Here is a 13,518-nt window from a genome sequence, read left to right on the forward strand (position 1 = left end):
GAGTTACTTATGAAAAAACAACGTGGATTATTAATTGTTTTATCTGGTCCATCAGGTGTCGGTAAAGGGACAGTTCGTAAAGAGCTCTTTTCACAACCGGATACAAATTACGAATATTCGATTTCAATGACAACGCGTAATCCTCGCGAAGGAGAAGAAGATGGTGTAGACTATTTCTTTAGAACACGTGAGGAATTCGAATCGTTAATTGAGCAAGGAGGCTTACTGGAACATGCGGAATTTGTCGGCAATTATTACGGTACACCACTTGCATATGTACATGAAACGCTAGAAGCAGGACGCGATGTATTTTTGGAAATTGAAGTACAAGGAGCAGCACAAATTCGTGAAAAAGCACCAGATGCGTTGTTTATCTTTTTAGCACCACCAAGCATTACGGAACTGGAACAACGTTTAGTTGGTCGTGGTACGGAAACAGAAGATGTAATCGCCCGTCGTATCGCTACTGCACGTGAAGAAGTCGAAATGATGAGTTTATATGATTATGTTGTAGAAAACGACCAAGTTCAAAATGCATGTGATAAAATAAATGCTATCATAGTAGCAGAGCACTGTCGTCGTGAACGTGTGGAAAAACGCTATTTGTCAATGTTGAGAGGAGAATGAAACCATGTTATATCCATCAGTAGATAAGTTAAAAAAACAAATTGATTCTAAGTATTCTTTAGTGAGCTTAGCTTCAAAACGCGCGCGCCAAATGCAAGAAGAGGGCGGCGAGCACTTAAGCTCATACGTTTCTTACAAACCAGTAGGAAAAGCATTGGAAGAAGTAGCTGCCGGAAAGCTTCGCAAAGTTCAACAAGACGCTTCAACTGTTTACGAAGACGAAATCTAGTTGTTAATTTACTAAAAGAATACTCCCTGAGTAGAAGCTCCCTAAGAATTTTTCTTTGGGAGCTTATCCTTTGAAAGGACGGTAAAATAATGAAAAAAAACAATATACTATTGTGTGTGTCGGGTGGAATTGCTGTATATAAAGCGGTAGCGTTAGTAAGCAAACTGTCTCAGGCAGGCTTCAATGTAAAAGTGATCATGACAGCTTCAGCACAAAAGTTCGTTACCCCTTTAAGCTTCCAGGTGATGTCTAAAAATGATGTGTTTTTTGATACGTTCGATGAAAAAGATTCCAATGTCATTGCCCATATTGATCTGGCGGATTGGGCAGATTTAATTATCGTAGCTCCTGCAACAGCCAATATGATTGCCAAAATGGCACATGGAATGGCGGATGATATGGTAACAACAACATTACTTGCAACGACTGCACCTGTTTGGGTGGCACCGGCGATGAATGTACATATGTATGAACATCCGGCCGTTTTACGGAATATTGCACAACTTCACGAAGATGGCATCCGCTTTATCGAACCGTCTGAAGGTTTTTTGGCATGCGGCTATGTAGGGAAAGGTCGTCTGGAAGAGCCGGAAAAAATTACTGCACTCGTAGAAAAGCATTTCCGTGAGCAATCAGGAAGCGATGGACAATGAGATTTGCACAAGTAATCGTCGATGTTTCCGCATATCCGGTTGACCGTCCTTTCGACTATTTAATACCGGAAGATTGGGAAGAGCTGATTGACATAGGATGTCGTGTAAAAGTCCCATTCGGACCGCGCAATGTGCTTGGTTTTGTCGTCGGCATTGTAGCCGAATCAGACGTTCCGGTTGAAAAAATAAAGCCGATTTCAGAAATACTCGATTTGGAATCCATTTTGACTGAGGAAATGCTGAGCTTGGCAAAATGGCTGAAGCATCAAACAATCTGTTATGAAATTGATGCATTACAAGTAATGCTACCGGGTGCTTTGCGGGCCAAGTATGAGAAGTATGCTGTCCTGCTAGGCGAAGTGCCGCAATTACCTCAAATGCTGCAGCCTTACTTTGAGAAAGCCAAAAAAGTGAATTTAGCACAATTTGAAAAGGCAAATTTATTAAAACCATTAAAACGGGCAGTAAAAGACGATCTTGTCAATATTGAAAATGAAGTGAAACAAAAAGGCCAAGTGAAACAAGTACGTAAAGTGCAAATTTATTCCCGTGAACAAATAGAAGAAGTGATAGAACAAATGGGAAAACGGGCACCAAAGCAGCTGGCATTGATGGAATGGATGCAAGACCATGCTGGAGCCATCGTTTTACCGGAACAAATATATGAAGCCGTTCAAGTGACAAGCAGTGTATTAAACAGTGTCATTGAAAAAGGGGCAGCAGCGTATATACAAGAGGAAGTTTACCGTGATCCGTTTACAAAGGAAGTCGTAAAAACAGACTTTTTACAATTAACAGATGAGCAAGACAAGGCACTGAAAAAAATTACGGAAGCCATAAATGAAAAACGTCAAGAGACCTTTCTTCTTCACGGCATTACAGGCAGCGGCAAAACAGAAGTGTATCTACAGGCAATTCAGCGCACAATTGCAGACGGGAAAGAAGCGATTGTACTCGTACCTGAAATATCATTGACACCACAAATGACGGAGCGTTTTAAATCGCGTTTCGGTGACGAAGTGGCAGTTATGCATAGCGGGTTGTCTGTCGGTGAAAAGTATGATGAATGGCGAAAAGTGCAGCAAGGAAAAGTAAAGGTAGTAGTAGGTGCACGGTCAGCTGTTTTTGCACCGTTTAAAAATCTCGGTCTGCTTATTTTGGATGAGGAACATGAGTCAACATACAAGCAGGAAGATTCGCCTCGCTACCATGCACGGGATGTCGCGATATGGCGCGGAAATTATTATAATTGTCCGGTTATTTTAGGAAGTGCGACACCTGCATTAGAATCGTTTGCACGTGCGAAAAAAGGTGTGTATACGTTACTGACATTGTCACAGCGGGCAAAAAATCAGGCATTGCCGACCGTTCAGATTATCGATATGCGGGAACAGCTGCAGGCAGGAAACCGTTCGATGTTTTCTGAACCGCTTATGGAAGCATTAAGGGATCGTCTCGATAAAAAAGAACAGACCGTCCTATTTTTAAATCGCCGCGGCTACTCATCGTTTGTATTATGCAGGGATTGCGGGACAACAGTGCAATGTCCGAACTGTGATATTTCGTTGACGTACCACCGCTATCAGGAAAAGCTGAAATGCCATTATTGCGGTCACGATGAATATATACCGGAAAGATGTCCTGAATGTCTAAGTGAAAACATCCGTTATTTCGGTACCGGAACTCAAAAGGTTGAAGAAGAAATTCATAAGCTGTTCCCGGAAGCACGTGTTATGCGGATGGATGTCGATACGACAAAACAAAAAGGGGCACATGAAAAAATGCTCGATGCGTTCGGCCGAGGGGAAGCGGATATTTTGCTCGGTACGCAAATGATCGCTAAAGGACTTGATTTCCCGAATATTACATTAGTCGGAGTATTGAGTGCCGATACCTCGCTTCATTTACCGGACTACCGTGCAGCGGAAAAAACATTCCAGCTCATGACACAAGTAAGTGGTCGAGCAGGACGCCACAATAAACTGGGCGAAGTATATATCCAAACTTATACACCGGAGCATTATGCAATCCAGCTATCAAAAGATCAGCATTATACTCCGTTTTACGAACGCGAAATGCATGCAAGACACATTGCAGGATATCCGCCATATTATTATATTGCGCTTATTCAAGTGTCGCATGAAGACGTCATGTTTGCTGCTGAGTATGCCGGCCGTGTTGCCGAGTATTTGCGGTCCAATTTATCATTTAATGTTTCCGTTATCGGACCGACCACTGCCAGCATCGCTCGTCTCCAAAATAGATATCGTTATCAATGTTTGATAAAATATAAAGTAGAGCCAAATTTGATTCCGGTTCTTTTACAGCTAATAAAACTGTATCGTTCGGAATGGATAAAAAAAGGCATTGTGTTAACAGTTGATTTAGATCCGACAATGATCTAATGCATATAGAAAGAGGTATTGAAATGGCAATTAAAGAAGTTGTAAAAAACCCGGCGAATATACTATCAAAAAAAACAAGAGAAGTTGAAGTAATCGATGAAAATATCATTCAACTTTTAGATGATTTATATGACACGATGGTAGAAAATGATGGTGTAGGAATTGCTGCACCTCAAATTAATGTTGATTTACGTGTAGCAATCGTAGAATTAGGTGAAGATATTTTAGAAATGATCAACCCGATTGTACTTGAAACACGTGGAGAAGAAGAAGATGTGGAAGGCTGTTTAAGTTTCCCGGACTTATTTGGCATGGTAAAGCGCCCAACATACGTAAAAATCGAAGCCTCAGATCGTGAAGGACGTATTTATGAACTTGAAGCTGAAGACTTTGAAGCACGCTGTATTTTGCATGAAATCGATCATTTAGATGGCGTTTTATTTGATTCGAAAATGACGCGTGTATTAACAGAGGAAGAATTAGAAGAGCTATACGCGGACGTTGAGGAGGAATAATCGATGACAAAAATCGTATTTATGGGAACACCTGCCTTTTCAGCGCCAATTTTGCGTATGCTTCATGAAGAGGGCTATGACATCGCAGCGGTTGTTACACAGCCGGATCGTCCAGTTGGGCGTAAAAAAGTATTAACACCGCCACCTGTAAAAGAAGAAGCATTACGACTAGGCTTACCGGTTATTCAACCTGAAAAGTTGCGCGGTTCACAGGAGCTGGAAGAAATTTTAGCATTAAATGCGGACATTGTCGTAACGGCGGCATTTGGACAGATTTTGCCGAAAGAACTGCTTGAAGCACCTCGACTAGGTTGTATCAATGTCCATGCATCATTATTACCTGCATATCGAGGCGGTGCACCAATTCATCAGGCAATTATCGATGGACAGGCATCAACCGGTGTAACGATTATGTATATGGCGGAAAAACTGGATGCCGGGGATATTATTTCACAACGGGAAATTGCCATTGAAGATACAGACAATACAGGTACAATGTTTGATAAATTAAGTGCAGTAGGTCGTGAACTATTAAAAGAAACAATGCCATCGATTATCGACGGAACAAATGCCCGCATTCCACAAGATGAATCACTCGTAACATTTGCACGCAATATTAGCCGTGAGCAGGAGTTGATTGATTGGAATAATGAAGCGCGTGCATTGTATAATCAAGTGCGCGGACTACACCCTTGGCCTGTTGCCTATACGACATTTGAAGGGGCTAACTTTAAAGTCTGGGGAGCAAAGCTGGGGGAAACTGCAACAAATGCTGCACCGGGAGAAGTCGTGAAAATTGAAAAAGATCATTTTGAAGTAGCGACAGGCGATGGCAGTACATTGGCGCTGTATGATGTACAACCAGCAGGGAAGAAACGCATGACAGCAGAAGAGTTTTTACGTGGTACGGGCTCGAAATTACAGATTGGGGACCGTTTTGAATGAGTAAAAAGAAACAAGTAATTTGGGACGGTAATGTGCGGGATGCCGCTTTAACGATTTTACTGACGGTCGATAAAAGCCAGGCATACAGTAATTTATTATTACACCAAACGATTGAAAAATATAAAATCGATGCGAAAGATCGTGGCCTGTTAACAGAGCTCACATATGGAACATTGCAGCATAAACTGACACTGGATTATTATCTGGAGCCATTTATTCGCGGAAAAGTGGATATTTGGGTGCGTTGGCTGTTGCGTATGTCGCTCTATCAAATGCAGTATTTAACACGTATTCCTGCACACGCCGCTGTCAATGAAGCAGTGGAAATTGCAAAACGCCGAGGCCATAAAGGGATTGCCTCAATGGTAAACGGTATTTTACGTTCGATTTTACGTGAAGGTGTTCGTTCAACCGATTTAATAGAAGATGCAAATGAGCGTCTGGCAATCGAAACAAGTCACCCGCAATGGCTGGTCGATCGCTGGGTTGAAAGCTACGGCTATGATAAAACACGTGAAATGCTGCTTGAAAATAATATTGCACCATTGCAGACAGTACGTGTCAACACGACGAAAGCAACTGTTGAACAAGTATTGACAACACTTGAACGTGAAGGTGTAAAAGCGCGCCGCAGTGAATATATACCTGAATGTCTGCATCTTGAAAGCGGGCAGGCCGCACGTACGGGAGCGTTCCGAAATGGGCTTATTACGATTCAGGATGAAAGTTCGATGCTGCCGGCAAAAGTGCTGAATCCGCAACCAGGTATGAAAGTACTTGATATGTGTGCAGCACCAGGAGGGAAAACAACGCATCTTGCTGAAGTTATGAAAAACGAAGGCTCGATTTTAGCGACCGATCTTCATCCGAAAAAATTGGATTTAATCGAAGAGAATGTCGCGCGTCTAGGATTGAATATTATCGAAACAGCTCCGCTTGACGGAAGAAAAGCAGCAGGCTTTTTACAAAAGGAAGGCTATGATGCGATTCTGGTTGACGCACCTTGCTCAGGTTTGGGCGTAATGCGACGCAAGCCGGATATTAAATATACAAAGCGAGAAGAAGATTTAGAGAGCCTGCAAACAATTCAGCTTTCGATTTTGAATAATGCAGTCCAGCTATTAAAACAAGACGGACGATTAGTGTATTCAACATGCACAGTAGACCGTAGTGAAAATGAAGGTACGGTACAAGCCTTCTTAAAAGAGCACCCTGAAATGAACTTGGTGCCGATTGAAAATTTACCAACACAACTAGAAGCGAAGCAACAGGACGGGATGCTACAAGTATTCCCGCAAGATATAGGCAGTGACGGATTTTTCGTAGCTGCATTCGTAAAAAAAGGAGCGTCCAATTAACTAATGGAGCAAGAACAATTAAAACAATTTGATGAACGAATTCAGGATTTAGTGGAAGAAACAGCAGATAAACCGGTACGTCGTGCGAAGAAAGAAAAGCCACAGTTAAAACCTTCTGTCTACTCATTACGTCTAGATGAAATGAAGGAATGGCTGACAGCAAATGGAGAAAAGGCTTTCCGGGCAGCGCAAATTTATGAATGGCTTTATGAAAAGCGTGTCCAAACATTTGAAGAAATGTCAAACTTGCCGAAAGCATTGCGTGAAAAACTTGAGGCCGAGTTTGCATTAACGACACTATCGACAATTATAAAACAAGAATCAAAAGACGGCACGATCAAGTTTTTATTCCAGCTGCAAGACGGCTATTCAATTGAAACTGTATTGATGCGTCATGATTACGGTAATTCAATTTGTGTAACGACACAAGTAGGCTGCCGTATCGGTTGTACATTCTGTGCATCTACGTTAGGTGGCTTGAAGCGTCATTTAATGGCAGGTGAAATTGTTGAGCAGGTCGTAAAAGTTCAGCAACAGCTTGACGAAACAGAAGAGCGTGTATCTTCAATTGTTATCATGGGAATCGGTGAGCCGTTTGACAACTACGATGCGATGATGAACTTCCTTAAAATTATGAACGATGACAAAGGATTAAATATCGGTGCCCGTCATATTACGGTTTCGACTTCGGGAATTGTACCGAAAATCTATGAATTCGCAGATGAAGGCATGCAAATTAACTTTGCGGTTTCTCTTCACGCACCGAACCAAGAGGCACGTCAGAAATTAATGCCGATTGCCAAAGCATATAAATTAGAAGAGTTGATGGAAGCAGTAAAATACTATACGAAGAAAACAGGGCGTCGTGTTACATTTGAATACGGTTTAATGTCAGGTCAAAATGATACAGAAGAAGTAGCAATGGAACTGGCGAAGCTGATCAAAAATATTAAATGTCATGTTAACTTAATTCCGATTAACTACGTGCCGGAACGTGATTATATTCGTACATCACGCAGTAAAATTTTTGCTTTTGAAAGAACGCTTAAGGAGCAAGGTATTAACGTAACAATCCGCCGTGAGCAAGGTGCAGATATTGCAGCTGCATGTGGCCAGTTACGTGCACAAGAACGATCACACGAAACAAAGTAGGTGGACTATAGTGAACTTTACAGTGGAAAGTGATATTGGGTTAAAGCGAAAAATAAATGAAGATCGGGCCGCGTTTTTTGAGCGCCCCGATCATTTTAAGCTTGCGATTTTAGCAGATGGTATGGGTGGTCATAATGCTGGTGATGTAGCGAGTGAAATGGTTATTACCGAAATGCATGCACTCTTTAAACAGGAAAATGCAGAAAATTTTGCAACTAAACAGTTAAAGCTGGAATGGTTGCGTAACGCGGTGTCACATATTAATCAAAAAATATATCATTACTCATTAACACATGAAAATTGTCAAGGTATGGGTACGACAATGATCGCTGTGTTGCTTGATAGGAATGATTGCACGATAAGCCATGTCGGCGACAGTCGTGTATACCATATTACAAATGAAACAGTAAAGTTAGTAACAAGAGATCATTCTTATGTAAATATTTTATTGGAAAATGGAGAAATTAGTGAAGAAGAGGCACAAAATCATCCTCAACGGAACTTTATTTTAAAAGCACTCGGTACAGAAATTTCGATTGAACCTGATTTTTATGAAATCACCCTATCAAATGAGGCCTTTTTACTCATTTGTTCCGACGGGTTAAGTAATAAACTGTCTACAGAGGAAATAGGCAAAATTATTACTACACAGGTTTCCGTTCAGGAAAAAGGAAAAAAATTAGTTCAATTAGCAAATGAGCGTGGTGGAGAAGATAATATTTCCCTTATCTTAATGACAACGGTGCAGGAGGTGTAACAATGCTAGTAGGAAAACATATAAGTGGCCGTTATAAAATTTTAAAATTAATTGGCGGAGGCGGTATGTCAAATGTATATTTGGCACACGACATTATTTTAAGCCGTGACGTCGCAATCAAAATATTGCGTTATGATTTATCGAATGAAGAAGAATTGCACCGTCGTTTCCAGCGTGAAGCATTGTCTGCAACAAGTTTGACTAATCCTAATATTGTAAGCATCTATGATGTTGGCGAAGATGGGGATATGCACTATATTGTCATGGAATACATTAAAGGGAAAACATTAAAACAATACATACAAGAGTTTTCACCTTTATCTGCAGCGCGTAGTGCCCATATAATGAAGCAGCTTACATCGGCAATTGCCCATGCACATGAAAACGGCATTATCCATCGAGATATAAAGCCTCAAAATATATTGATGGACGAAGAAGGAAATGTGAAAATCACTGATTTCGGGATTGCGACATCGCTTGGAGCAACAAGCTTCACGCAAACGAACTCAGTCATCGGAACAGTCCATTATTTATCGCCGGAGCAGGCACGCGGCGGTGTAGCAACGATGAAGTCCGATATATATGCACTTGGAATCGTTTTTTATGAGCTTTTAACAGGTGAATTGCCATTTTCAGGGGAATCTGCTGTATCTATTGCGTTAAAGCATCTGCAGGCGGAAACACCTTCCGTACGTGAATTTGATGCAAGCATTCCGCAAAGCGTGGAAAATATTGTATTAAAGGCAACAGCAAAAGATCAAAATCACCGTTATAGCAATGCAGAAGAGATGGAAGAAGATTTAAATACATGTTTATCATTACAACGGGTGAATGAACCTAAATTTATGCCGCCGGTTGATAATGGCGCGACAAAGCTAATGCCGATTATAAAAGATCCGAAGCCTGTACCTGTCCCGGTTCAGGAGCCATCTACCGGCATTACGGAACAGACAGTCCGGATCGATTCAAAACCGCCTGCAGAGGAAGAACCGAAGCCGTTAAAGCCAAAAAAGAAAAAGAAAAAATGGCCGCTTATCGTTGGTCTATTAGTTCTTTTAGCAATTGGTGCAGTAGTAGCAGCTGTTCTTTTAACTCCAAATAGAGTAGTCATAGAAGATGTGACAGATATGACGGTTGAAGAAGCGATTCGAATTTTAGAAGAGCAAGGTTTCGTTATTGGCGAACAAGAGGAACGCAACAATGAAGAAATTGAATCCGGAAATATCATTGAAACGAATCCGCAAGCAGGTCGGGAACGTGATAAAGGCACTACGGTGGATTTAATCGTCAGTATCGGTAAGGAATTGACAAAGATGGAGGATTTCGTCGGTAAACAGCGTGATGAAGTAATCGATGAGTTAGAAGAATATAATAGCTATGATTTTAGAGAGGAATATTCTTCTGAGCATGCAGCGGGTGAGATTATCGGTCAAACACCGGAAGCCGGAGAGGAAATTCACGTCAATGAGACAGATGTTGTATTAACAGTTAGTAGAGGACAGGAACAAGTAACGGTGCGGGACTTGATGGCGTTTAATGATGCAAACCGTTCAGAATATGAAAAAAGCTCAGGTTTTAAAGTGAATGTAACTGGTGAAGAATATTCGGATAAACCGGCAGGTGAAGTAATCAGTCAAACACCAAAAGCAGGCACGAAGCTTGAAAAAGGTGGCACAATTAATGTCGTCATCTCGAAAGGACCAAAAGCAAAACAGGAAAAGTTCTATACAAAAACAATTGAAATTCCGTACGAGCCTTTTGAAGAAGGGATCGAGCAAGAGGTCTCCATTTACATTCAGGACAAAACACGTACAATGGCAGAGCCTGTAGAAAAGTTAACAATTAATGAAGATACTTTATATACAATTAAGCTGGTCATCGTTGAAGGGGACAAAGCAGCCTATCAGATTGTACGGGATAACAATGTAATCGAAAATAAAACAATTACGTATGAAGAATTGGCGGAATAAGGAGGAATTGGATGGCGCAAGCCCAAATTCGAAAAGCATTAAGCGGTTATTATTATGTTGAAAAAGACGGCAATTTAATTCAATGTCGCGCTCGTGGGATTTTCCGTAATCGCGGAGAATCACCACTAGTCGGCGATTTTGTGGAATATTCCTATGATGGGGAATCGGATGGTTCCATCGATAAAATACTGGAACGTCACAACGAACTCGTCCGACCACCGATTGCGAATGTGGATCAGGCATTACTTGTGTTTTCCGCAAAAGAACCGGATTTTAATACAGTACTGCTCGACCGTTTTTTAGTCGTGCTCGAGTCGTTCCATGTTCAGCCGATCATTATTTTAACGAAGATGGATTTATTAAATGATGCAGAACGTGCACATTTACAAACATACATTGACGACTATAAAGAAATCGGCTATGACATTATCGAAACATACATTGATGATCCAACATTGCTGGAGAAAATTGAACCATACTTGCAAGAAAAAACATCGGTGCTTGCTGGCCAGTCAGGTGTAGGGAAGTCAACATTATTAAATACATTGCTTCCTGAGCTTGATTTAAAAACAGGTATTATTTCAAAAAGTTTAGGGCGCGGGAAACATACAACTCGCCACGTCGAGCTGATTGAAGTATGCGGCGGACTATTGGCGGACACACCAGGCTTTAGTTCTTTTGATTTTGAAATGATAGAAAAAGAAGAGCTGACATCCTGTTTGCCAGAGTTCGAACGTATTAGCGAGAATTGTAAGTTCCGTGGTTGTCTGCATATAAAAGAACCGAAATGTGCGGTAAAACAGGCAGTAGAAACGGGAGAAATCCGTTCGTACCGCTATGAGCATTATGAACAAATCTTACAAGAAATTATTGACCGAAAGCCGAGGTATTAGACATGATTAAAATTGCACCATCAATTTTAGCAGCAGACTTTGCAAAGCTGGGACAAGAAGTAAAAGAAGTAGAAGCAGCAGGAGCCGAATTGATTCATATCGATGTAATGGACGGTCATTTCGTACCGAATATTTCATTTGGTGCAATTGCATTAGAAGCCATTCGTCCTCTTTCTACATTACCGATGGACGTACATTTAATGATTGAAAATCCGGACCAGTATATTGAACAGTTTGCGAAAGCGGGTGCAGATTATATTACGGTACATGTTGAAGCATGCCGCCATCTGCACCGTACGATTCAGTTAATTCGTTCACACGGTGTGAAACCGGGTGTTGTATTAAATCCGCATACGCCGATTGAAACAATACAGCATATTTTGGAAGATGTTGATATGGTGCTGTTTATGACGGTAAACCCTGGCTTTGGCGGACAAAAGTTCATTGAATCGGTTGTGCCGAAAGTGGAAGCATTATCGGAAATTATTAAAGAACGTGGCTTGAATATCGAAATTGAAATTGATGGCGGAATTAACGCTGAAACAATCGTACCTTGTGCAAAAGCAGGTGCAACGGTTTTTGTTGCTGGTTCAGCTATTTACAGTAAAGAAGATCGCGCACAAGCTTTACAGGAAATTAAACAAGCAGGATTAGCGGCAATTCAATGATTGTAGCAATCTGCTCAGGCGGCCCCGTTCATGAGGTCGCCTTTTCTTTAACACCGGATGTCTGGATTGGAGTCGACCGGGGGGCATTATATTTAGTGGACAAAGGCATACAGCCACATAGTATTGTCGGTGATTTTGATTCCATTACAGCGGAGGAATTTGCGCGGATTTCCGAAGCTGTAGACCATGTTGAACAATTTCAGGCAGAAAAAGATGAGACGGATACAGACTTAGCCTTGCAGAAGGCACTCACATATGAGCCGCAGGAAGTCTTTTTAACGGGTGTTACAGGCGGGCGTTTAGATCATTACGAAGCGACATTACGGTCTGTATTTCTCATGCAGCAGCAGCATCCTCATATTACTTTTAAAATCGTTAATTCTCATAATATCATTCAATTTTTACTGCCGGGTACACATATTTTGACAGAAGACTATTATTCTTACGTATCGTTTTTTGCCTATGGAAAGACTCTGCGAAACGTGACGTTGCGTAGTGTTAAATATGAGACGACAGATGAAGTGATTGAACAGGGGACAACACGTTTCACAAGCAATGAAATAATAGGTACAGGGTCTATTTCATTTAGGGAAGGCATATGTTTAATGATAAAGAGTAAAGATTAAGGAGGAACAACACTGAAAGTATATACATTCCAAATGCCAAAATGGTTAAGCGGTGTGGCAAGAGGCTGCGTGAAGTTGTTTCGTAGAGATAAAAAAGAAAAATAAAGATCCTGTCTACAGCTCATAGCGATTATGGGCTGTATTTTTTCTGTTGTTAAGGAAATTATATACTATCGCACTATGGATAACCTGGAAACAAGTTTTTGTCCCCGTCCAGGCTAAAGCGCCAACTCCTCGGCCATTTCAGTCCTTCCGTGCAAAAGTGGTGAACCGTTTACTTTTGCGTCGGGCCTTCCAATGTCTGAGGCTCACACGATGTGAGCCATTGGGGGCATGCCACAAGGACGTGGCGTTATACCCCCTCGGAGTTGAACGGGCGCTTTAGCGCTTTTGTTCATTTTTTGCAAAAAAATAGAGTACCAGCAAATTGCTGATACTCTATACGCGATTATACGCGCTCGATTTTACCTGATTTTAAAGCACGAGCAGAAACCCATACACGTTTTGGCTTACCGTCAACTAAGATACGAACTTTTTGAAGGTTAGCACCCCAAGTACGTTTGTTAGCGTTCATAGCGTGTGAACGGTTGTTGCCTGTACGAGCTTTACGGCCAGTAATTACGCATTGTTTTGGCATTGTAAAATTCCTCCTTACAGCTGAATCTGAAATCTTTATTTCAGTTCGTTATTTCACATACCATAATAATTTAACATACAGAG

General features: G+C 41.3%; 13 protein-coding genes and 1 pseudogene. 13 read left to right on the forward strand and 1 reads right to left on the reverse strand.

The features are described from left to right. Positions 1–9: 9 nt before the first annotated feature. The 13 genes and pseudogenes from gmk (at position 10) to MHH44_RS05475 (ending at position 12,798) form a co-directional block, all read left to right on the forward strand. The gene (gmk, locus tag MHH44_RS05415; RefSeq protein ID WP_008403353.1) at positions 10–627 is read left to right on the forward strand and encodes a guanylate kinase; all 618 of its coding nucleotides are present in this window, start codon (positions 10–12) and stop codon (positions 625–627) included. Positions 628–631: 4 nt separating this feature from the next. Beyond that, on the forward strand, positions 632–856 hold the full coding sequence (rpoZ, locus tag MHH44_RS05420) for a DNA-directed RNA polymerase subunit omega (RefSeq protein ID WP_008403352.1): 225 nt from the start codon (positions 632–634) through the stop codon (positions 854–856). An 89-nt stretch (positions 857–945) separates the two neighbouring features. Continuing rightward, a pseudogene (gene coaBC / locus MHH44_RS05425) lies at positions 946–1,491 on the forward strand (bifunctional phosphopantothenoylcysteine decarboxylase/phosphopantothenate--cysteine ligase CoaBC); the annotation flags it as partial. 14 nt (positions 1,492–1,505) lie between these two features. Further along, the gene (gene priA, locus MHH44_RS05430) at positions 1,506–3,914 is read left to right on the forward strand and encodes a primosomal protein N' (RefSeq protein ID WP_340797991.1); all 2,409 of its coding nucleotides are present in this window, start codon (positions 1,506–1,508) and stop codon (positions 3,912–3,914) included. 23 nt (positions 3,915–3,937) lie between these two features. Next, complete coding sequence (def, locus tag MHH44_RS05435; protein ID WP_008403349.1) at positions 3,938–4,429, forward strand: peptide deformylase; 492 nt, start codon at positions 3,938–3,940, stop codon at positions 4,427–4,429. Positions 4,430–4,432: 3 nt separating this feature from the next. Next, positions 4,433–5,374, forward strand: a complete 942-nt coding sequence (fmt, locus tag MHH44_RS05440) for a methionyl-tRNA formyltransferase (protein ID WP_340797992.1) — start codon at positions 4,433–4,435, stop codon at positions 5,372–5,374. Continuing rightward, positions 5,371–6,732 carry a 16S rRNA (cytosine(967)-C(5))-methyltransferase RsmB gene (rsmB, locus tag MHH44_RS05445; protein ID WP_008403347.1) on the forward strand — a complete coding sequence of 454 codons (1,362 nt, stop codon included), beginning with the start codon at positions 5,371–5,373 and terminating at the stop codon, positions 6,730–6,732. Before fmt ends, rsmB begins: the two co-directional genes overlap by 4 nt. Before the next feature lie 3 nt (positions 6,733–6,735). Further along, entirely contained in the window at positions 6,736–7,884 is a 1,149-nt protein-coding gene (gene rlmN / locus MHH44_RS05450; RefSeq protein ID WP_008403346.1) for a 23S rRNA (adenine(2503)-C(2))-methyltransferase RlmN, read from the forward strand. A gap of 10 nt (positions 7,885–7,894) precedes the next feature. After that, entirely contained in the window at positions 7,895–8,641 is a 747-nt protein-coding gene (locus tag MHH44_RS05455) for a Stp1/IreP family PP2C-type Ser/Thr phosphatase (protein ID WP_008403345.1), read from the forward strand. 2 nt (positions 8,642–8,643) lie between these two features. Beyond that, positions 8,644–10,611: a Stk1 family PASTA domain-containing Ser/Thr kinase gene (gene pknB, locus MHH44_RS05460; RefSeq protein WP_008403344.1), complete on the forward strand. Its 1,968-nt coding sequence runs from the start codon at positions 8,644–8,646 to the stop codon at positions 10,609–10,611. A gap of 11 nt (positions 10,612–10,622) precedes the next feature. Further along, positions 10,623–11,504 carry a ribosome small subunit-dependent GTPase A gene (gene rsgA / locus MHH44_RS05465; RefSeq protein ID WP_008403343.1) on the forward strand — a complete coding sequence of 294 codons (882 nt, stop codon included), beginning with the start codon at positions 10,623–10,625 and terminating at the stop codon, positions 11,502–11,504. A 2-nt stretch (positions 11,505–11,506) separates the two neighbouring features. After that, positions 11,507–12,172 carry a ribulose-phosphate 3-epimerase gene (gene rpe / locus MHH44_RS05470; RefSeq protein ID WP_008403342.1) on the forward strand — a complete coding sequence of 222 codons (666 nt, stop codon included), beginning with the start codon at positions 11,507–11,509 and terminating at the stop codon, positions 12,170–12,172. Further along, positions 12,169–12,798 (forward strand): thiamine diphosphokinase, encoded by a 630-nt coding sequence (locus MHH44_RS05475; protein ID WP_008403341.1) that lies wholly within the window; start codon positions 12,169–12,171, stop codon positions 12,796–12,798. The genes rpe and MHH44_RS05475 overlap by 4 nt, the downstream gene beginning before the upstream one ends. Before the next feature lie 448 nt (positions 12,799–13,246). Here MHH44_RS05475 and rpmB read toward each other — a convergent pair whose 3' ends face one another. After that, a complete protein-coding gene (gene rpmB, locus MHH44_RS05480; protein WP_004227417.1) occupies positions 13,247–13,435 on the reverse strand; it encodes a 50S ribosomal protein L28 in 189 nt (62 codons plus the stop codon). Positions 13,436–13,518: the final 83 nt, after the last annotated feature.

It is taken from the genome of Solibacillus sp. FSL K6-1126, assembly GCF_038003445.1.
In the GTDB taxonomy this organism is placed as follows: domain Bacteria; phylum Bacillota; class Bacilli; order Bacillales_A; family Planococcaceae; genus Solibacillus; species Solibacillus silvestris.

Coding starts and splice junctions, on each gene's coding strand:
- gmk (WP_008403353.1), top strand. CDS start 10: ATGAAAAAACAACGTGGATTATTAATTGTTTTATCTGGTCCATCAGGT.
- rpoZ (WP_008403352.1), top strand. CDS start 632: ATGTTATATCCATCAGTAGATAAGTTAAAAAAACAAATTGATTCTAAG.
- priA (WP_340797991.1), top strand. CDS start 1,506: ATGAGATTTGCACAAGTAATCGTCGATGTTTCCGCATATCCGGTTGAC.
- def (WP_008403349.1), top strand. CDS start 3,938: ATGGCAATTAAAGAAGTTGTAAAAAACCCGGCGAATATACTATCAAAA.
- fmt (WP_340797992.1), top strand. CDS start 4,433: ATGACAAAAATCGTATTTATGGGAACACCTGCCTTTTCAGCGCCAATT.
- rsmB (WP_008403347.1), top strand. CDS start 5,371: ATGAGTAAAAAGAAACAAGTAATTTGGGACGGTAATGTGCGGGATGCC.
- rlmN (WP_008403346.1), top strand. CDS start 6,736: ATGGAGCAAGAACAATTAAAACAATTTGATGAACGAATTCAGGATTTA.
- pknB (WP_008403344.1), top strand. CDS start 8,644: ATGCTAGTAGGAAAACATATAAGTGGCCGTTATAAAATTTTAAAATTA.
- rsgA (WP_008403343.1), top strand. CDS start 10,623: ATGGCGCAAGCCCAAATTCGAAAAGCATTAAGCGGTTATTATTATGTT.
- rpe (WP_008403342.1), top strand. CDS start 11,507: ATGATTAAAATTGCACCATCAATTTTAGCAGCAGACTTTGCAAAGCTG.
- MHH44_RS05475 (WP_008403341.1), top strand. CDS start 12,169: ATGATTGTAGCAATCTGCTCAGGCGGCCCCGTTCATGAGGTCGCCTTT.
- rpmB (WP_004227417.1), bottom strand. CDS start 13,435: ATGCCAAAACAATGCGTAATTACTGGCCGTAAAGCTCGTACAGGCAAC.